Origin of the sequence: Streptomyces sp. MMBL 11-1 (assembly GCF_028622875.1) — a bacterium.
Lineage (GTDB): Bacteria > Actinomycetota > Actinomycetes > Streptomycetales > Streptomycetaceae > Streptomyces.
Genome location: NZ_CP117709.1, coordinates 61737 through 79566 on the forward strand (window position 1 = coordinate 61737; position 17830 = coordinate 79566).

General features: G+C 71.8%; 19 protein-coding genes. 7 read left to right on the forward strand and 12 right to left on the reverse strand.

Annotated elements, in window-relative coordinates; all coding sequences use genetic code 11:
* The first annotated feature begins 118 nt into the window (after window positions 1-118).
* The 3 genes from PSQ21_RS00290 to PSQ21_RS00300 are packed head-to-tail and all read left to right on the forward strand — an operon-like array spanning window position 119 to window position 3045.
* On the forward strand, window positions 119-2221 hold the full coding sequence (locus tag PSQ21_RS00290; protein WP_274028266.1) for a PTS fructose transporter subunit IIABC: 2103 nt from the start codon (window positions 119-121) through the stop codon (window positions 2219-2221).
* Between the two features lie 47 nt (window positions 2222-2268).
* Complete coding sequence (locus tag PSQ21_RS00295; protein WP_274028268.1) at window positions 2269-2538, forward strand: HPr family phosphocarrier protein; 270 nt, start codon at window positions 2269-2271, stop codon at window positions 2536-2538.
* Window positions 2539-2598: 60 nt separating this feature from the next.
* Complete coding sequence (locus PSQ21_RS00300) at window positions 2599-3045, forward strand: protein-tyrosine phosphatase family protein (protein WP_274028269.1); 447 nt, start codon at window positions 2599-2601, stop codon at window positions 3043-3045.
* On the opposite strand, the gene lepB is transcribed toward PSQ21_RS00300, so the two are convergent.
* The 10 genes from lepB to PSQ21_RS00350 all read right to left on the reverse strand — a co-directional run bounded on the left by lepB (window position 3042) and on the right by PSQ21_RS00350 (window position 10480).
* The gene (gene lepB, locus PSQ21_RS00305; RefSeq protein ID WP_274028270.1) at window positions 3042-3746 is read right to left on the reverse strand and encodes a signal peptidase I; all 705 of its coding nucleotides are present in this window, start codon (window positions 3744-3746) and stop codon (window positions 3042-3044) included. The genes PSQ21_RS00300 and lepB overlap by 4 nt on opposite strands.
* A 92-nt stretch (window positions 3747-3838) precedes the next feature.
* Window positions 3839-4129, reverse strand: a complete 291-nt coding sequence (locus PSQ21_RS00310) for a hypothetical protein (RefSeq protein ID WP_274028272.1) — start codon at window positions 4127-4129, stop codon at window positions 3839-3841.
* Window positions 4130-4241: 112 nt separating this feature from the next.
* Window positions 4242-4751 carry a mycothiol transferase gene (locus PSQ21_RS00315; protein WP_274028274.1) on the reverse strand — a complete coding sequence of 170 codons (510 nt, stop codon included), beginning with the start codon at window positions 4749-4751 and terminating at the stop codon, window positions 4242-4244.
* Window positions 4752-4862: 111 nt separating this feature from the next.
* Window positions 4863-5891 carry an alpha/beta fold hydrolase gene (locus PSQ21_RS00320; RefSeq protein ID WP_274028276.1) on the reverse strand — a complete coding sequence of 343 codons (1029 nt, stop codon included), beginning with the start codon at window positions 5889-5891 and terminating at the stop codon, window positions 4863-4865.
* A gap of 160 nt (window positions 5892-6051) precedes the next feature.
* Entirely contained in the window at window positions 6052-6285 is a 234-nt protein-coding gene (locus PSQ21_RS00325; RefSeq protein ID WP_274028278.1) for a hypothetical protein, read from the reverse strand.
* A gap of 6 nt (window positions 6286-6291) precedes the next feature.
* A complete protein-coding gene (locus PSQ21_RS00330; RefSeq protein WP_274028281.1) occupies window positions 6292-6966 on the reverse strand; it encodes a TNT domain-containing protein in 675 nt (224 codons plus the stop codon).
* A gap of 226 nt (window positions 6967-7192) precedes the next feature.
* On the reverse strand, window positions 7193-7708 hold the full coding sequence (locus PSQ21_RS00335) for a lytic polysaccharide monooxygenase auxiliary activity family 9 protein (protein ID WP_274028282.1): 516 nt from the start codon (window positions 7706-7708) through the stop codon (window positions 7193-7195).
* A gap of 274 nt (window positions 7709-7982) precedes the next feature.
* Entirely contained in the window at window positions 7983-8687 is a 705-nt protein-coding gene (locus tag PSQ21_RS00340) for a DUF4230 domain-containing protein (protein WP_274028283.1), read from the reverse strand.
* Window positions 8688-8944: 257 nt separating this feature from the next.
* Window positions 8945-9736 (reverse strand): DUF4389 domain-containing protein, encoded by a 792-nt coding sequence (locus PSQ21_RS00345; protein WP_274028285.1) that lies wholly within the window; start codon window positions 9734-9736, stop codon window positions 8945-8947.
* A 111-nt stretch (window positions 9737-9847) separates the two neighbouring features.
* A complete protein-coding gene (locus tag PSQ21_RS00350) occupies window positions 9848-10480 on the reverse strand; it encodes a VanZ family protein (RefSeq protein WP_274028286.1) in 633 nt (210 codons plus the stop codon).
* A 99-nt stretch (window positions 10481-10579) separates the two neighbouring features.
* On the opposite strand from PSQ21_RS00350, the gene PSQ21_RS00355 reads away from it, so the two are divergent.
* Complete coding sequence (locus tag PSQ21_RS00355; protein WP_274028288.1) at window positions 10580-11080, forward strand: tetratricopeptide repeat protein; 501 nt, start codon at window positions 10580-10582, stop codon at window positions 11078-11080.
* Between the two features lie 306 nt (window positions 11081-11386).
* Here PSQ21_RS00355 and PSQ21_RS00360 read toward each other — a convergent pair whose 3' ends face one another.
* The gene (locus tag PSQ21_RS00360) at window positions 11387-11647 is read right to left on the reverse strand and encodes a type B 50S ribosomal protein L31 (protein ID WP_274028290.1); all 261 of its coding nucleotides are present in this window, start codon (window positions 11645-11647) and stop codon (window positions 11387-11389) included.
* A 454-nt stretch (window positions 11648-12101) separates the two neighbouring features.
* On the opposite strand from PSQ21_RS00360, the gene PSQ21_RS00365 reads away from it, so the two are divergent.
* Complete coding sequence (locus PSQ21_RS00365; RefSeq protein ID WP_274028293.1) at window positions 12102-13529, forward strand: PP2C family protein-serine/threonine phosphatase; 1428 nt, start codon at window positions 12102-12104, stop codon at window positions 13527-13529.
* A 51-nt stretch (window positions 13530-13580) separates the two neighbouring features.
* Here the strand turns inward: PSQ21_RS00365 and PSQ21_RS00370 are convergent, their stop codons facing one another.
* The gene (locus tag PSQ21_RS00370; RefSeq protein WP_274028295.1) at window positions 13581-15068 is read right to left on the reverse strand and encodes a DNA-binding protein NsdB; all 1488 of its coding nucleotides are present in this window, start codon (window positions 15066-15068) and stop codon (window positions 13581-13583) included.
* Window positions 15069-15299: 231 nt separating this feature from the next.
* Here PSQ21_RS00370 and PSQ21_RS00375 point away from each other — a divergent pair, with 231 nt between their 5' ends.
* Both PSQ21_RS00375 and PSQ21_RS00380 read left to right on the forward strand, forming a co-directional pair.
* On the forward strand, window positions 15300-16436 hold the full coding sequence (locus PSQ21_RS00375) for an aminoglycoside phosphotransferase family protein (RefSeq protein ID WP_274028296.1): 1137 nt from the start codon (window positions 15300-15302) through the stop codon (window positions 16434-16436).
* Between the two features lie 567 nt (window positions 16437-17003).
* Complete coding sequence (locus tag PSQ21_RS00380; protein ID WP_274028297.1) at window positions 17004-17678, forward strand: transglycosylase SLT domain-containing protein; 675 nt, start codon at window positions 17004-17006, stop codon at window positions 17676-17678.
* The last annotated feature ends 152 nt before the right edge of the window (window positions 17679-17830 follow it).

The following is a 17830-nucleotide window of genomic DNA, read 5'->3' on the forward strand; positions in this document are numbered from 1 at the left end:
TTCGTGCCCCCGTCGCCGCCGCAACTCCCGCGACGTCCGTACGGACCCGATCCGTACGAGCCCGCCGCCCCGTCCCCCCGAGCCGCCGCACGGCGGTCCCCGAGCAAGGAGCACCGCGATGAGTGAGCTGATCACCGCGGAACTGGTCGACCTCGATCTGTCCGCCACCACGAAGGACGCCGCCGCGAGGTCGCTCGCCGAGCGGATGGTGGCCGCGCACCGCGTCACCGATCTCGACGGCTTCCTGGCCGACGTCGCCGCCCGCGAGGCGCAGATGCCGACCGGGCTGGACGGCGGCATCGGCATCCCGCACTGCCGCAGCGAGCATGTGAGCGCCCCGACGCTGGCCTTCGGGCGCAGCGGGGCGGGCATCGACTTCGGAGCGGCCGACGGTCCGGCCGACCTGATCTTCCTCATCGCGGCCCCGGCCGGGGCCGACGACGATCACCTCACCATCCTGTCGGGGCTGGCCCGCAGGCTGATGGACCCGCGGTTCACCGCCGCTCTGCGTGCCGGAACGGATCGGCGGGAAGTGGCCGCGCTGATCCGGGACGAGGAGCCGCCGGAAGAGCCCGAACAGGCACCGCTGGGGACAGAGGACCAGGGCCAGGAGCAGGAGCGGAACCAGGAGCAGGAACGGGAGCGGGCGGAAGCGGGAACGGGAGCCGCGGGAGCCTCCGAAGCCGCCGGGAGCGTCCCCTTCCGGATCGTCGCCGTCACCTCCTGCCCCACCGGCATCGCCCACACCTACATGGCGGCCGAGTCCCTGGCCGCGGCGGGTCGCGCCGAGGGGGTCGAGGTGACGGTGGAGACCCAGGGCTCGGCCGGCTTCACGAAGCTGGACCCCGCCGTCGTGGCGGCGGCGGACGCCGTGATCTGGGCACACGACGTGGAGGTCCGGGAGAAGTCCCGCTTCCGCGGCAAGCCGCTGGTCGACGTCGGGGTCAAGGCGGGCATCAACCGGCCCGCCGAGCTGATCGCCGAGGCCCGCCGCAAGGCGGAACGCGGGGAGCCGGCCGCCCCGCCCGAGAACAGCCGGGCGGCGAATTCCGGGGACGGGGACGAGGACGGAGCCGGGGACAAGTCCGGTGCGGATCACGCGCACTTCGGCGTCCGGCTCCGTACGTATCTGATGTCCGGCGTGAGTTACATGGTGCCGTTCGTCGCGGCGGGCGGTCTGCTGATCGCTCTGTCGTTCGCCATCGGCGGCTACGAGACAGCGAGCGCCACTTCGGTCGCCGACCACTTCGCCTGGGGCGAGGCGGACAGCTGGGCCGCGCTGCTCAACCAGATCGGCTCGGCGGCCTTCGGATTCCTGGTGCCGGTGCTGGCCGGGTACATCGCGTACGGGATGGCGGACCGGCCGGCGCTGGTGCCCGGTTTCGTCGGCGGGGCCATCGCGCTCACGGTGAACGCCGGGTTCCTCGGGGGCCTGGTCGCCGGTCTGCTGGCCGGTGCGGTGGTGATGGCCGTCCAGCGCGTCCCGGTCCACGCGACCCTGCGCGGCATCATGCCGGTCCTGGTGATCCCCCTGATCTCGTCGGCGGTCGTGGGGTTCCTGATGTTCGTCGTGGTCGGCCGGCCCATCGCCTCGTTGCAGAACGCGCTGACGGACTGGCTGAACGGTCTGTCGGGCTCCAACGCGGTGATCCTCGGCGTCGTCCTCGGGCTGATGATGTGCTTCGACATGGGCGGCCCGCTGAACAAGGTGGCGTACGCCTTCGCGGTCGGCGGTCTCGCCGACCCGACGCCGGGCAGTCTCAAGGTGATGGCCGCGGTCATGGCGGCCGGGATGGTGCCGCCGCTGGCGATGGCGCTGGCCACCACCGTACGCACGAGGCTGTTCACGAAGACCGAGCGCGAGAACGGCCGGGCGGCCTGGGTGCTGGGCGCCTCGTTCATCACGGAGGGCGCGATCCCGTTCGCCGCCGCTGATCCGCTGCGGGTCATTCCGTCGGTGATGGCGGGCGGCGCGGTCACCGGCGCCCTGTCGATGGCCTTCGGCGCGACCCTGCGTGCTCCGCACGGCGGCGTCTTCGTCGTCCCGCTGATCGGCGAGCCGTTCCTCTATCTGCTCGCCATCGCCGCCGGGACGCTGGTGGCGACCGCGCTCGTCGTCCTGCTCAAGAGCGCGCGCGGGACGGCGCCGCAGGCGGCCGGGGACGCCGGGGGCGCCAGGTCCGTGGAATCCGACGAAGCCCGGGTCACCGCCACAGCCTGAACTCCCCACACCCACCCCTCCCGTACGTCCTTCACAAGGAGTGATCCATGCACCAGCAGACCGTCGCCATAGCCTCCCGCAGTGGACTTCACGCCCGTCCGGCGTCGCTGTTCGTCAAGGCCGCCGCCCGCCAGCCGGTCAAGGTGACCATCGCCCGGGAGGGCCGCGACCCGGTCGACGCCCGCAGCATGCTCGCGGTGCTGGCCCTGGCCGCCCCGCGCGGGGAGACCGTGGTGCTCAGCGCGGAGGGCGACGGGGCGCGGGCGGCGGTCGCGGAGCTGGCGGAGCTGCTCGCGCGGGATCTCGACGCCACCTGACCTCCGCGGGCCGCCCCGACGCGTACGCGCGGCGACTGCCGGGTCGTTAGGTTGGGACATGTGACCGAGACATGGAACGCCTCCGACCCGGCCGTCCTGGCCCTGCCTTCCGGACGCCTGGTGCGCGGCCGGGGTCTGCGCGAACCCTTGCCCGCGGGCCCCGAACCGGACTTCGCCCTCCACCTTCTGGGGCGCACCCCGCCCCAGGTCGCCTGGGAGTCCCGGTGGCTGCGGTGGCCGGACTTCCGGCTCCCGGCCGACCGGGCGGCGGCGCGGGACCTTCTCCAGGAGGTGTGGGAGCGGGCCGACGGGAGCCGGGTCGAGGTGGCCTGCGACGGCGGGAGGGGCCGCACCGGGACGGCGCTGGCCTGCCTGGCCGTCCTGGACGGGGTCCCCGCCGAGGAGGCGGTGGCGTTCGTGCGCGCCGGCTACCACCCACGGGCGGTGGAGACACCCTGGCAGCGCCGCTACGTACGGAATTTCCCGGCGCGCCGGGACAGCCCCTAGGACTTGTCGGGCACGCTCGTGAAGGTCTCCGGCACCGGCAGGGTGCTCCAGCGGCCGACCGGCCAGGCGATGACGACGGCCCGGCCGACGACCTCGTCGACCGGGACCATCCCCTGGTTCGGGTCGTCCTGGTGGTAGCGGGAGTCCGCGGAGGCCTGACGGTGGTCCCCCATCACCCAGACCTTGCCGTCGGGCACGGTGACCTTGAACCGGCCGCCGTCCTCGTCGTCGCTGCAGGGGGTGTTGCCGGGGAAGACGTACGGCTCGTCGAGGACGGCGCCGTTGACCTTCACCGGCCCGTCGCCCTCGCACTCCACGGTGTCGCCCCCGACGCCGATGACCCGCTTGATGAGGTCCTTCTCCTCGGCGGAGGGCATCACGCCGACGAAGCTCAGGACCTTCTGCACCGTGTTGGGCGGGTCCACGGGCACATTGGCGAGCCAGTCCGCCGGGTCGTGGAAGACGATCACCTCACCGCGCTCCGGCTCCGACCCGAACCAGGGCGTCAGCTTGTCGACGAGGACCCGGTCGCCCTGCTGGAGGGTGTTCCGCATGGAGTCCGAGGGGATGGAGAAGGCCTGCACCAGGAACGTCTTGATGAGCAGCGCCAGCACCAGGGCGACGCCGATGAGGAGCGGCAGCTCCACCCAGAACGGCCGGTTCTTCCGTGTCCTCGACCGCCGTGTGCCCGCCCGCCCCATCGCACCGCTCCTCGCCCGTGTACCGCCCGCCCGTCCCTGGGGGAACGGATCCGGTGATCCACTCTATGGGGCGTGGTGAGCGGTGCGGGACGTCAGGCGGGTCCCGCGCCGACCGGCGGGACGGTCGCGCCCTCACCGGCGCGGACGGCTTCGACCACGCTCTGGTGGAAGACGCGGCTCTCCTCCTCGGAGGGGCACGGCACGGGGCTGCCGGTGAGGGTGAACCAGTCCGACGAGCCGCTGTACTGCACGGCCACCGACGCCTGTCCGTCGGACCAGGTCGTATGCACCGTGAGGTCGCCGCTCAGGATGCCCGCTTCTTCCGTGCGCACTCCGCCGGTTCCCGCGTAGACACCGCTGGTCGTCCAAGATGCCCAGCTCATGACGGTCACCTTTCGGACGATGGCAAGCCTGTCCGGCCGACTTCTTCCGAGTATGGCACCGCTGGTGGGCCCGCGCACGGGTGTACGCGGGCCGGCCTCCTGCCGCCGGTCCTCAGGCGCGTTCCAGCACCCCTCGGACGAAGGCGGCCTGGCCCGCGTGCTGGAGATCCTCGGCGATGACGCTGATCAGCCGGACCCCGAGGGTCACCGGGGGCGACCAGCTCGCGTCGACGATGCGGTCGAGGGCGTGGCCCTCCAGGCCCGCGACGAAGTCCAGGGTCCGTTCGTGCACGGCGTCGAAGTAGCCGAGGAGGGGTTCGGCGGAGTTCACGCGGACGGCGGCGACCTCATCCGCGCTGTGCCCGTAGCCGGTCGCCGTCTCGTCGAACGGGAGGCCGAAGGTGTCCGACCAGCCTTCGGTGAGCCAGATCTGTCCGGTTCCGGCGGCGTCGGCGATGTGGTCGTCCTGGACGCGGGTGAGATGCCAGACCAGCCAGGAGATGGAGTTCGCCCCCGTGTCGATGCGGGCGTTGAGGATGTCGGGCGTGAGTCCTTCGACCGCCGCGTGGACCGCTTCCCCGACCCGGTCGAACGCTTCGGCCAGCATGCCTGCGGTGTTCATCGGTCCACCTTCGCCCGAGGGGTCCGCGGCTCCCGGGTGCGACACGCCGCCGGTCCGGCGGTGTGTCGCGGCCCGGCCCGCTGACGCGGGGCGTCGCGGGCCGGGTGTCCCTCAGCGCAGTCCGTGCAGCCAGTCGGTCAGCAGGCGGTTGACCTCGTCGGGGCGTTCCTGCTGGATCCAGTGGCCGCAGTCTTCGAGGATGTGGGCGGCGGACAGGCCGGGGAGGGTCCGCGGGTAGGCGTCGATGGCGTCGGACATCCAGGTGGTGGAGGCGTCCAGGGCGCCGCCGATGAAGATCGAGGGCTGGGTGATGGGTGTTCCGTCCCAGGCGGCGAGGTCCTCCCAGTCCCGGTCGATGTTGCGGTAGCGGTTGAGTGCGCCGGTCAGGCCGGTGCGCTCGAACTCCTCGCTGTAGACGTCGAGGTCCCGTTCGTCGAGCCACCCGGGCAGGCGGCCGGCGGGGAACCGGTCGGCCATGCGCGCGCCCGGCGGTACGAAGAAGAGCCCGGGGTGGTCCGTAGGGGCGGGGGCGTCGCCGGAGAGCCCCGCGTAGAAGCCGGCGAGCCAGCCGCGTACGTCCGGTTCGATCTCCGCCTCGGCGCGACCGGGGGTCTGGAAGTAGCTGACGTAGAACTCCTCCTCGCCCCCGATGCCCGCGAAGCCGTCGGTGGGGCGGGGGCCTCCCCGGGGCGCGTACGGAACGCTCAGCAGCGCGACCGCCGTGAAGACGTCCGGCCGGAGCAGGGCGCTGTTCGCGGCGATGGGCGATCCCCAGTCGTGTCCGACGACCGTGGCGGTCTCCTCGCCGAGGGCGTGGACGACCGCGGTGTTGTCGGCGACGTGGGCGAGCATGCGATAGGCGTCGGTGGCGGCGGGTGCGGAGGAGCGCCCGTAGCCGCGTACGTCGATGGCGACGGCCCGGTGTCCGGCGGCGGCCAGGGCGGGGAGCTGGTGGCGCCAGGAGTACCAGGACTCGGGGAAGCCGTGGACGAGGAGCACGAGGGGGCCGGTGCCCTGCTCGACGCAGTGGATCCGGCCGCCGGGGACATCGACCGTCCGGTGCGTCGCGCCGGGCAGGAGGGCCGAGGGGCGGGCTGTTCCGTCCGCGGACGGCGTGGGTAGGGGGGTGGACTCCGGCATGGCTCCTCCTCGGGCGCCCCGCACGGGCGGGGCGGTCGTGACGCTTCGGAGGGCGGCCGGGCCACGGCCCGGCCGCCCGCATCACGATCATTCGGCCGGTGCGACCGCCCGGACAAGGATCTTTGCCGGTCCGGCAAAAAGACCGGGGGCGAAAACGGCTTCAGACGAGCAGACTCAGCAGGTGAGCGCAGGCGGTGGCCTCGTCCGGGTGGCGGGCGACGACTTCGTGGGTTCCACGCTCGAACGCCCCGGTCTCCCAGCCGCCGGTCACGCCCCGCCGGACGAACAGGAAGTCCGGCGGGGTGGGAACGGGCTCGTGGACGCCCTCGATCCGGTAGTAGCCCCCGGGGATCCGTGCCTCGACGAGTGCGGCGTGCAACGCCCGGCGGTCCATGGAGGGTTACACGCCCGCGGGCGTCAGGTAGGCGTTGTCCAGCAGCCACTTCACATTGAGCCGCTGCCCCTCGCCCGGGTCGAGGAAGACCGCGTCGAGCTTGATCTGCCGGCCGCCGCCGGGCTGCTCGAACCACGGGGCGATGCCGCCCTGCCAGACCCAGAAGGGCTTGGCGACCTTGTAGACGCGGTAGTCGCACGGGGTGGCCGCGTCACGGGTGTTCAGGTTCTGCGGGGGCAGGGCGCGCTCGGCGTAGGAGTCGCCCGCGGGGGCGAGGTAGCCGCCGTACTCCGAGCCGAAGCGGTCCAGGCGCTGGCCGGTACGGAGCTTCACGGGCTCCTTGTCGATCTCACCGTTCACCTCGGCGAAGCCGTCGTTGGGCGGGTACTTCCAGCTGCCGGTGTCCGCGGGCCCTTCCCAGTACTTCTTCAGGAAGTCCTTCGGCGTGAGGTCGCCGGTGCGCTGCCAGCCCTTCAGGAGCGGGCCCACCGGGGCGAGCCGCTTGCTCGGCAGCCACTTGGGGCCCAGGCGGGCGTCGCCGCGGAACTCTCCGGTACAGGGGTCGTGGCGCTCGGCGGCGGGTGCGGGCCGGGCGGACACCGGCGCGGCGCTCGCCGCCGGAGCGGAGATCAGTCCGGCGGTGATGCCGAGCGCGGCGAGTACGGTACGCATGCGGTTCATTCAGGAGTCCCCTCGAGCACTGATGATCAATCAGGACAGCTGACGTAGGGTAACCGCTCGACTACCCACCCCTTCCACGCCATGCCGTTTTCCGGCCACCGCGGACAGCACCACGCCCCGGCCCGCGACGATGCGCGACCGGGGCGTGACGGGCCGAGGGGTGAGAACCCGACCGGTACGGGGCCCAGGGCCCTCGTGTCGGTCGGCCCGGCCCCGACGAAGGGCTCTAGCCGACGTTGACGTCGATGCAGGCGTAGAAGGCGTTCGCGGTGTCCGCGATGTTCCAGACGGCGAGCACCTCCTGCCGGCCGGTCTTGTTGCCGAAGTCGACCTGGTGCGTCACGGTCGCGCCGGGCCGCGCGCCACCGTCGTCGAACTCGGCGATCTTCTCGCCGCCCACGAAGTACTGCCAGGTGCTGGTCGAGTGGCGCGCGGTGAGCTTCCACTCGAACTGCTGGGAACGGTTCACCGGAGTGACCACCCAGCCCTTGGAGTCGTCGTCCAGCTCCGCGAAGCCGCTGTTCCCGCCGCTGCAGCTGGTGAGCCCCTTGGGACCCTCGACGCTCTGCGGTTCGTACGTGATCGCACCGCAGCTGACCGTGCCCGCGGCGCACTGCGCCTGCCTGCTCGGCGGGTTGGAGATGTAGCCGTGGGCACCGGCGGAGCTCGCCGGGAGGCTCAGGGCGAGGACCGGGGCGAGCAGGGCGCCGACGGCGAGCGCTGTCTTCCTTTTCGCGTGCATGCTTCTCCTTCACATGAGGCCGCACCGCGCGGTGGCGGGCCGTGGGGGGCCCGGCTTCGACGGCGAGACCTCGCGAGTGTGGGGCCAAGAGGCGCGAAGGGCCGCAAGTCCCTTGCCGGACACACCTGATGACGGTGTCCGAAAAGGCCTTGCACTTGGACTAGACCATACCGATGGACGCGTTCACGTCAAGAGCGGTACGCGGCGGGAGGCCTGCCCGTCCGACGCGCACGGACGGCCCCGCGCATCCGGCGCGTCCACCCGGGTGACGCGATCACCCCTGGTCGTCCCCGTAGCGGACCGTGACGCGCTCGAAGCCGAGGGAGCCGAGGAGACCCTTCAGCATGTCGGCGGTGTTCTTCTCCGCCCGAGCGGTCAGTTCGCTCTCCTTCGCCGCTTCGGAGATGTGCTGGGCGGCGAGCTTGTTGACCGCCTGCTCACTGCCGGGGTTGTCGGAGAACAGATCGCCCAGCCGGTCGAGGAGACCGCGCTGTTTGGACACCGCGTAGGAACGGTCGGGATCGAGGGCCGGCCTGCCCAGCACCGCGTGCGGCAGCCGCAGTTCGGCGGCGGTGCGGTCCTCGTTCACCACGACGCCGCCCTCGGTGACCTTGCCCAGGTCGACGGAGGCACCGACCGTGCCCGCCCCGACGAACAGGGTGCGGGTGCCGCGCAGGGCGTCGGGGACGAACTTCGCGTCCTTCTCCAGATCGACGACGACCTGGAAGTTGCCCGAGGCGGCCTCGTACGCGCTCATGTCCTGGATCGACTTGAGCACCGCGGGGCCCGAACGGTCGTGGGTCTCCTCGCCGAAGAGGTCGTCGAGTCCCGGCAGCAGGCTGAGCCCGCTGCCGACGAACAGCAGGGCCAGTGCGGCCACGGCCGCGCCGAGGGCCTTCGGCCACCACCGGGAGGGGCGGGCGTCGCTTTTTCGGTCGCCGTGCGGCGCGGACTCTGTGGTTACGTCGCTGGACGTCATGTTCTGCGTGTGGCCCGCGCCGGGTGCTTTCAGTCCACCACCCCCTCATCCTGAACGAACTCCCGCACAAAATGGGCCTGTTCCGGTACGACCGGGCAGACGCGAGGGCGCTTCCCCGGTTGCCGGGTCCGCTCGGAGCAGCGCGGCCGCCACCCGCACGCGATCGCTCTCCCCCGTCGGAGAGGACCACCGGATCGAAGCCCGCTCAGCCGGGACCAGGTCTCCCTCGTTGGCAGGGGACAGCCACGAGCCCCGCTTCAGGAACCGACGAGACGCGTGTCGGAGGTGTCATCGGCCGTCGAGGCGGTCACGGACGAGGTGATGTGCCCCGCCAGGCCCAGCACGAGGAACAGCACCACGAGCCATTTCGCGGCGCTGCTCAGGACCAGCGGGCGGGTGGCGGAGCGCGACCGCCCGCCCGGGGCCACGGCCGGGTCGTCGTCGCCGAACAGGCCCTTGGGGTAGGCGGGGGTGAGCATCATGGCGTACGCGGAGAACCGCATCCGGTAGCGCAGCGTGGCCGCCGTCGCCTCGAACAGCGGCCGGGGCATCCGGCCGAGACACAGCGTGATCAGCCACCAGACGAAGGCCAGCGCCCACCACCCGTACACGGCGAGGCTCTGCACGATCGCCGCCGGGATCATCAGGAAGACACGGAACAGCACCGCGAGGCGGTTGAGCGGGGTGGGCCGCACCTCGATCTGCGCCGGATAGTCCGCCGGCGGGGTCAGGGCGAAGGGAGGGTAGCGGTCGATGAGCAGCATGTCGCTCGCCGAGACGCGCATGTCGTAGCCGAGGACGCCGGTCAGGAAGCGGAAGACGGGGTCGGGCAGCCGTCCCAGCGCCAGGGCCGCGAACCAGCCCACGACGACGGTGAAGAACGCCGCGATGTGCAGGACGAGCAGCACGATGAAGTGCGGGATGAGCAGCAGCAGCCGCAGGAAGACGGTCAGCCGCCGCTGGCGTGCCGGTTCCACGATGTCCAGGACGGGCCGGAACTCGTCCGCGTCCGTCTCCTTGCGGCCCGGGCTCCACTGGCCTTCGGCCATGTCGCTCCTCCTCGGCAGGGGATCCGTACGGCATCCGCGCGCAGGACGTGTCCCCACCGTGCGACCGCTCCGGGCAGCCCGCAAACGGCCCGGCCCGAACGGGTGCCCGGGTCAGCGCCCGCGGAGGCGGTCGCGCAGCTTCGTGGGGGCGGTCTCCGTACGGGCGGCGTCGCCGGCCCGGGTGCGGGCGGCCGTCCTCGGCACGCGCTCGGGCCCGTCCTCACGCTTCTCCGCCGCCGGGGCGGGCGAACCCGCGTCGTCGGCGTAGGTGTAGTAGCGGCGGCTGATCCGGCGGCCGAGCACGAAGTACCCCAGCAGTGCGCCCGCCGTGTTGAGGATGACGTCGTCGATGTCGAAGGCGCGCCCCTCGACCAGGGCCCCCTGGATCAGCTCGACGGTGGCCATGGCGAGGGCTGTCAGCAGCGTCGTCCGGATCATGCGCAGGCGGCGAGGCCCGAAGAACGGCAGCAGGAGTCCGAACGGCACGCCGAGCAGCAGGTTCCCGCCGGCCTGTTTGCAGGCGGCGAGGAAGGTGTAGTCCTCGGCGTACTGGCGCAGCGAGCGGCCGGGGCGGAGATTCGCGGTGACGAGGTCCTCGGAGGCCGGTGAGGGCGTGAGCGTCACCCTGGCCAGCAGGACGGAGAAGGCCACCAGCCCCAGCAGCACCACCGTCAGGATCGCGCCACGCACCAGCACACGTACCCATGTCCCCTGGCGTGTACGGGGATTCGCCTCTGCGGTCATGGCCGACGGGTGCCCCCGCCCGCCCGGAACACACGCCCGGACCGCCCCGTGGGGCGAAGGTTCACCCGGCCGCCCCCGTTCGCCTGCGACGATGTGCGCATGAGCGCACGAGAGAAGAAGGACCTGCTGGACGAGGCCGACCGGTTGCGTACGGAAGGCCGGCCCGGGGAGGCGCGCGACCTGCTCCTCGCCCTGACCGCCGAGTATCCCGACGACGCGGAGGTGGTCTGCCGGACGGCGTGGATCCATGACGCGCTGGGGCTGGAGTCGGAGGCGGTGCCCTACTACGAGCGCGCACTGGCGCATCCGGCGCTGGCCGCGGAGGACCGGCGCGGGGCGCTCCTGGGGCTGGGCAGTACGTACCGGATCCTCGGCCGGTACGGGCAGGCGGTGGAGACGCTGCGCCGGGGCGTCGAGGAGTTCCCGGACGACGGCTCGCTCCGGACGTTCCTGGCCATGGCCCTGTACAACGTCGACGAGCACCAGGAGTCGATGCGCCTGTTGCTGGAGTTGACTGCCGCGACAAGCCGGGACCCGTACGTCCAGGAGTACCGGCGGGCGATCGAGCACTACGCGAAGGACCTCGACGAGACCGTGTGACCCGGGCGGGCGCCGAGGCGGCCCGCTACGAGCGGGCAAGGGGAAGCCCCGGCCGGATCGGGGGAATCCGGCCGGGGCGGTCTGCGTGCGGGTGGGAAGGGCGATCGCCTCTCGGCGGACGGCTCCATGGGCTTCGGGAGTGCGTTCATTCCCCCTGGGCCACAGGAAAGTCCCGGGGCACCGCCCCCTCGTTCCCGCATATAGATGAACGATAAACCATCCTGGGCCGCACCCGGAAATCCACCCCCGCACATGTGACCCACGGCACGGAATTCCGGGCTTCCCCCCTGGTCGGGGCCCCTTCGGTCAGCTCGCGGACGTCTCACCGGGGCCGTAGCGGCGGCGGAACCGTTCGACGCGACCCGCCGTGTCGTGCACCTGGCTGCCGCCGGTGTAGAACGGGTGGCTCGCCGACGAGGTCTCCACGTCGATCACGGGGTAGGTATTGCCGTCCTCCCACGCCACGCGCTCGCCCGAGTCGGCGGTGGAGCGGGTCAGGAAGGCGACATCGGCCGCGCGGTCACGGAAGACCACGGGACGGGACACGGGGTGGATGCGGGACTTCATCGATGCGTTCCTTCCTCACCGCGGACAGCGGTGACGTACGGGGGGGGACGGGCCCCTTCCGGACGGTCAGCGGGCCTCGCGGACCAGAACGCGCCGGCCGTCGGCGGAGTCGGACGTGCGGAGCTCCAGCCGGTTCGCTTGCGTTCTGGTGGGGTAACGCGGGCCGCCCGCCCGGCATTCCCTGCCCACCGCCCCCTCGGAAGCGTCGCGGCCAACTCGCCCCAGACGTACGCCTGTTCGGATCGTCTCCGCATCCGAAAGCCGCTGGCATATGCCAGAAGCAAGGACCCGTCGAGTGTTGCCAAAGCCCTTACGGACCGCCGCGGCCTGTGCGACAGTCGTAGCGGTCCACCCTCCAGAACCGGGTGGAGTCTTTCGTTCGCATCAGGCCGGACCCGGGAGCCGACATGATCGAAACGAGAGGCCCTGGGCCGCGCCTGTATCGGAGTACGAGATGCCGTCCCCCCTCTTCGCGGACCACCCCGCACCACAGCCTCCCGCGCATGACGCCGTCGACGCCCTGATCCACCGGACGCGCCGGCTGCGCGGGGACGTGGACGCCGTGCGGCGGGACGCCGTCGTGTTCGACGAGGACGACCCCCAGCTGCGCTGGCAGCGCGCCCTGTGCGAGCTTGCCGTGCAGCACCTGGACAACCTCGACGAACACCTGGGCCAGCTCCGCGCGGGCCTGCCGGACCGGAGTGCCGACGACGCCCCCCGGGCGGTGGAGGTCCCCGACGACCCGAGGGCCGGTTCTCCGCTCAGCCGGGTGGGCAGCGCCGAGTGGAACCTCCTCACCGACGAGTCCCGCTGGTCCGAGGAGCTGTACGAGATCTTCGGCAGGCCGCCCGGCTCCACCCCTCTCTCCCTGGACGACCTGCCTTCCGTGCTGCTCGCCGAGGACCAGCCGCTGCTGACCGCCATGGTGACGGGCTGCCTCGTCGACGGCCGGCCGATGGACGGCGAGTTCCGCATCGTGCGCCCCGACGGCCGTCTGCGCACGCTGCACATGACGGGCGAGCCCGTCCTGGACGGGGAGGGCAGCACCGCCTCCATGTGGGCGGTCCTGCGGGACGTCAGCGAGCTGCGGCGCGGCGAGCAGGCCGTGAGCGCGAACCGCGCGTCGGTGCGGCGCGCGGAGCACATCGAACGGACCGAACACCGCATGGCCGTGGAGCTCCAGGAGGCCGTCCTGCCCCCGTGGCGCGGATCTCTGCGGCTCCCGACGCGGGGACCCGGCGCCCTGGACATCGCCGCGCACTACCTCCCTTCCCAGGCGAGCGGCCTCATCGGCGGCGACTGGTACGACGCGATGGAACTGCCGGACGGGCGCACCCTCCTCACCGTCGGCGACCTCACCGGGCACGGCATCCCCGCCACCTCGGCCATGGCGATGATGCTGGGCGCGCTGCGTGGCATGGCCGTCGCCGGCATCGAGCCGGGCGCGCTGATGGGGCACCTCAACCAGGTACTCGAGACGTCGATGCAGCCCGCGCTGGGCAGCGCCCTGTGCTGCCGCTTCGACCCCGACACCTCCGTTCTGTCCTGGGCGCAGGCCGGACACCCCGCGCCGCTGCTCTTCCGCCACGGTTCGGGACGGCTCCTGCCCCCGCCGGACGGGATGCTGCTCGGCGCCGCGTCCAACGTCGCCTTCGAGCAGGACGAGGTACGGCTGTACCCCGGTGACGTGCTCGTTCTGCACACCGACGGCCTGATCCGACGCGGCAACCGGGGTGCGGGCCCGGAGGCGCTGCTCGCCCTCGCTCCTCGGTTCGCAGAGGCCCGTACGGCACAGGAGTGCGTGCGGAGCGTCGTCGAGGAGTTCGGCGGGACCGATCGCCTGGACGACGCGTGCGTGCTGGTCGCCCGAATCGGGGCATGAGGAAGCGCGGACGTGTCGGGGCGTGAGTGAGCGCGGAGTGGCGCTGCCGGGTCAGATCCGCATGCCCTTGGCCTTCTGGCTCGGCGGCATCGAGAGCTCGATCTGCTCGCGCAGATCCTGGATCCCCGCGTGTCCGGCGAACTGACCGGTGAGCCGGTACATTTCGCGGAGCCGGTCCCAGGTGCGGTGCGAGGAGGTCTCCCCCATCGACACCAGAGCGAGCCGTGCGTACCGGTCGGCCTGTTCGGGGTCGTTGGCGATGAAGCAGGCCGAGGCCAGCGAGATGTAGTCGAAGATCTTCGACCGCTGGCGTTCGGTGTCCCTCAACTCCAGCGCCTGCTTGGCATGGCGCTGGGCGATGACCGCGGCCCCCTGGTCGTGCTCGGCCAGCGTACGGAAGGCGAGCGCCTGCATCCCGTGCATATCTGCCTCGTCGAACATCTGCATCCAACTGGGCGGCGGCACGTCGCTCTTGTCCGAGACGAAGAGCTCCTCGGCCTCGCCGAGGGTGCGCCGCATGGCCTGCCCGTGGCCCATCGACGCCTGTGCCCAGGCCTCGATGGTGCGCAGCATCGCCTGGGTGCGGGGCAGGGTCTCGTCGCCGGAGCCGGACTTGGCGAGCTTCATCAGGTCGAGCGCGTCGTCGGGGCGGCCCAGGTGCACCATCTGGCGTGCCGCCCGGGAGAGCGCCTCTCCGGCGCGCGGCCGGTCGCCGCCCTCGCGGGCCGCGTGGGCCGCGATGACGAAGTACTTCTGAGCGGTGGGTTCGAGGCCGACGTCGTGGGACATCCAGCCCGCCAGGACGGCGAGGTTGGCGGCGACGCCCCACAGGCGGCGCTGGAGATGGTCGGGGTGGCGGTAGGCGAGCATGCCGCCCACCTCGTTGAGCTGGCCCACGACCGCCTTGCGCTGGAGTCCGCCGCCCCGGGACGCGTCCCAGGCGCGGAACACCGTGACCGAATGCTCCAGGGCCTCGATCTCCTCGGAGCCGACCGGTGCCGCCTCGTACCGGTCGAAACCGGCGGGATCGGCGTGCAGGGGATCGTTGGCGCGTGGAGCGTCGGCCGCCGGAGCGGGGTCGCTGTGCAGCCAGTCGTACATGGGGCCGGCGATGGTGGAGCCGGCGGCGAGCGCGGCGCCCGCACCCACCAAGCCGCGTCGGTTGAGCATGAGGTCCATTCCCGTGAATTCGGTGAGGACCGCTGCCGTCCGTTCGGGCGCCCACGGCAGTGCGTCGGGATGGTGTTCCGTCCCGGAGTCACGCCGCTTCCCCACACGCCCGCGTCGGCCGAACCCGAGGTCCTCGATGGTCACGACACGGCCGAGCCGCTCGGTGAACAGAGCCGCCAGCACTTCGGGCACGGGATCTCGGGGGGATTCCCCCATGTCGATCCAGCGCCTGACGCGCGAGGTGTCGGTGGCCAGCTGCGGGTGGCCCATGGCCGCCGCCTGCCGGTTCACCATTCTCGCGAGTTCGCCCTTGGACCAGCCGGCCAGGCCGAACAGGTCAGAAAGGCGGGTGTTGGGTTCTCCGGACACGTCAAGCCCCCAGGTTCTCGGCTGACTTGACACTAACCCCCTGTCAGATGCGCTGTGACTATTCGCCAGGGTTCGCCAGGGTCCGCCAGATGGTCTGCCACCCGCACTCCGGTGTCAGGTAGGAAAGCGCCACCCCGCCCGGCAGCCCTAGGTACTCCCCAGGGTGCCGAACGGCCGTCGGCCGGGTTGGCGCACGTACCTTGTCGGCGCACGAAGGGATCTGTCTCGCCCATGTACACAGCATCGTCCTCCGTGTCCGCCCCGCCCCGTCCGCTCCGCCCGATGGGCGCGGGCGGCGGGCCCTATCTCGCTCCTCACGCCGGCGCACCGGTGCAGGGTCCGGGCCGGGCCCGACGGGCCCCGGGGCCGGGCGCCGGACCGCTCAGCGGAAGGATCGACCTGTCCGGGCCCCAGGGGGCGCAGGTGCGGATGGCCATCGCCTCCGTGCAGCGCATCTGCCCCGAGTTCAACCCGGTCCAGGTGCTGCGCCGCAGCGGCCGTTCGGTCCTGATCGTCGGAACGACCGGGCGGGCCACCGCCGTCGCGAAGTGTTTACTGGATCACTCACCGGCGTGGACCGAGCGGTTCCGGCACGAAATAGCGGCATACCGCGCGTTCGTCCGGCACCGCCCCCCGGTTCGGGCGCCCCGGCTGATCGCGGCGGACCCGGAGAACTGCACGCTGGTGATCGAGCGGATGCCCGGCCGGGTCGCCGCTCTCACCCGGCACCCGGCGGAGGCGCCGCCGCGGGCCGACATCCGGGCCGCGCTCGGAGCGATCGCCCGGGTGAACGCCTGGCGGCCGCCGCCCGGACTGTTCGAGGCGCCGCTCGACTACGCGTCGCGGATCGCGCGCTACCACGAGCTCGGTCTGTTCACCGACCGTGACCTCGGTGACCTGCAGAAGCTGCTGCACGGTCTGGCGCATGCGGGCGGCAGACAGGGCATGGGGCAGTTCTGCCACGGGGACGCCCTGCTCTCGAACATCCTGCTGTCGCCGACCGGTCCGGTGCTCGTCGACTGGGAGCACGCGGGCTGGTATCTCCCGGGGTACGACCTGGCGACGCTGTGGACGGTGCTGGGCGACGCCCCGGTGGCACGACGTCAGATCAGCCAGCTGGCCCAGGCCAGGGGGCCGGCCGCGCGGGACGCGTTCCTGGTGAATCTGATGCTGGTGCTGACCCGTGAGATCCGCAATTACGAGACGGCGGTCCAGCGCGCCATGCGCGAGGCGCCCGCGGCGGGGGCGGGGGCCGACCGGCCCGGCGCTCTCTCCTCGGGCGAGGAGCAGCGGCTGCTGCTGCGGAGGCTGCACGACGACTGCGCCATGGCGCGGCGGGCCGTGCGGGCCGCGGTCGGCACACGCTGAGACGGGAGGAGGACGCGGGCGAACAGCCCGCCCGCCGAGAAACCACAGTGATGAGACCACTGTGAAGAAGAAGCGCGCTGCGGGACCGGTGCCGACACACCGGGCCCGCAGCGCGCTTCTGTGCGTCGCGAGGCCTGCCCACCGCCTCCCGGCCGAGCCGACGCCGGCCCTTCCGTGCCGAAGTCGCCGATGCTCCGTACGGCGGCCATGAGGCCCCTTCCGAGCCGCGCCTCCTCGTGACCGGGCGTTGACCCTGTGCTGCCCCGGGGCCCCCGCGAGTGAGGCCCGCCACGAGACCCACATCACCTACGGCCTCCGGTAGTAGGCCCGAGCCCTCCCGTGCGGCGTAACGAACCGCCCAAATGGCTCATAAATTGGCATCTCACGATGAAGAGTAGTAAAGGCGGTCATTGCTTCCTATGTCGGTGCGCGCTAACCATGGATTCCGGCGAGCACCGAGTACGAGCCGACGTCGATCACCCATCGGCGATCGCGGCCCGGACGCCCGGTTCCCGCCGACGCGGCGCGAAGGCCGCGAAGCCCGTCCCCCATAGGAAGAGCTCACGCATGCCCCGCATCTCCACCCTGCGCATCACCCGCTCGCACAAGATCGCCACCGCCGTGCTCGTCGCGGCCGGTTCCGTCACCGCCATAGCCGCCACCGGCGCCCCGAGCGAAGCGCAGGCCACGGCGACCCGGCCCTCCGTCTCCGTGGAGCCGGTCGCCGCCGCGGGCATCCCCACGGCGAAGGACGCGGCGGCCAAGAAGGCCGCCCAGGAGACCGCCGCCAAGGAAGCCGCGGCGAAGAAGGCCCTGGCCGCCCGCAAGGCGACCGCGGAGAAGGACGCCGAAGAGGCGCGCTCCGAGAAGCAGGCCGCCAACCGCTCCACCGAGCGCAAGGCCCCCGCGCCCAAGAAGTTCGCGAACAACCTCGACGGCTGGATCCGCGAGTCGCTCGACATCATGAAGAAGAAGAACATCCCCGGCTCCTACGAGGGGCTGCACCGCAACATCATGCGCGAGTCCAGCGGCAACCCGAACGCCGTCAACGACTGGGACATCAACGCGCGTAACGGCATCCCCTCCAAGGGTCTCCTCCAGGTGATCCAGCCCACCTTCGACGCGTACCACGTCAAGGGCACCCCGAAGAACCTCACCGACCCGGTCGCCAACATCACCGCCGCCGCCAACTACGCCGCGGACCGGTACGGTTCGATCGACAACGTCGACTCCGCCTACTGAGCGACCGACTTCCGAACGACCGGCTTCCGAGCACGCACCAACGCCGCGATTATGTGACTAATCGCCGTCGTGCGTGCTCCGTATGGCCGAAGGGTAGTGCTGCGCGGACACCACCGGTCCGCGCGTTTCCCCGCGCGGAGGCTTCTGGAAAG

What these genes read in the sequence shown, in the direction of transcription:
- PSQ21_RS00290 (WP_274028266.1), top strand. Translation starts at nt 119, where the DNA reads ATGAGTGAGCTGATCACCGCGGAACTGGTCGACCTCGATCTGTCCGCC.
- PSQ21_RS00295 (WP_274028268.1), top strand. Translation starts at nt 2,269, where the DNA reads ATGCACCAGCAGACCGTCGCCATAGCCTCCCGCAGTGGACTTCACGCC.
- lepB (WP_274028270.1), bottom strand. Translation starts at nt 3,746, where the DNA reads ATGGGGCGGGCGGGCACACGGCGGTCGAGGACACGGAAGAACCGGCCG.
- PSQ21_RS00310 (WP_274028272.1), bottom strand. Translation starts at nt 4,129, where the DNA reads ATGAGCTGGGCATCTTGGACGACCAGCGGTGTCTACGCGGGAACCGGC.
- PSQ21_RS00315 (WP_274028274.1), bottom strand. Translation starts at nt 4,751, where the DNA reads ATGAACACCGCAGGCATGCTGGCCGAAGCGTTCGACCGGGTCGGGGAA.
- PSQ21_RS00320 (WP_274028276.1), bottom strand. Translation starts at nt 5,891, where the DNA reads ATGCCGGAGTCCACCCCCCTACCCACGCCGTCCGCGGACGGAACAGCC.
- PSQ21_RS00325 (WP_274028278.1), bottom strand. Translation starts at nt 6,285, where the DNA reads ATGGACCGCCGGGCGTTGCACGCCGCACTCGTCGAGGCACGGATCCCC.
- PSQ21_RS00330 (WP_274028281.1), bottom strand. Translation starts at nt 6,966, where the DNA reads ATGAACCGCATGCGTACCGTACTCGCCGCGCTCGGCATCACCGCCGGA.
- PSQ21_RS00335 (WP_274028282.1), bottom strand. Translation starts at nt 7,708, where the DNA reads ATGCACGCGAAAAGGAAGACAGCGCTCGCCGTCGGCGCCCTGCTCGCC.
- PSQ21_RS00340 (WP_274028283.1), bottom strand. Translation starts at nt 8,687, where the DNA reads ATGACGTCCAGCGACGTAACCACAGAGTCCGCGCCGCACGGCGACCGA.
- PSQ21_RS00345 (WP_274028285.1), bottom strand. Translation starts at nt 9,736, where the DNA reads ATGGCCGAAGGCCAGTGGAGCCCGGGCCGCAAGGAGACGGACGCGGAC.
- PSQ21_RS00350 (WP_274028286.1), bottom strand. Translation starts at nt 10,480, where the DNA reads ATGACCGCAGAGGCGAATCCCCGTACACGCCAGGGGACATGGGTACGT.
- PSQ21_RS00355 (WP_274028288.1), top strand. Translation starts at nt 10,580, where the DNA reads ATGAGCGCACGAGAGAAGAAGGACCTGCTGGACGAGGCCGACCGGTTG.
- PSQ21_RS00360 (WP_274028290.1), bottom strand. Translation starts at nt 11,647, where the DNA reads ATGAAGTCCCGCATCCACCCCGTGTCCCGTCCCGTGGTCTTCCGTGAC.
- PSQ21_RS00365 (WP_274028293.1), top strand. Translation starts at nt 12,102, where the DNA reads ATGCCGTCCCCCCTCTTCGCGGACCACCCCGCACCACAGCCTCCCGCG.
- PSQ21_RS00375 (WP_274028296.1), top strand. Translation starts at nt 15,300, where the DNA reads ATGTACACAGCATCGTCCTCCGTGTCCGCCCCGCCCCGTCCGCTCCGC.
- PSQ21_RS00380 (WP_274028297.1), top strand. Translation starts at nt 17,004, where the DNA reads ATGCCCCGCATCTCCACCCTGCGCATCACCCGCTCGCACAAGATCGCC.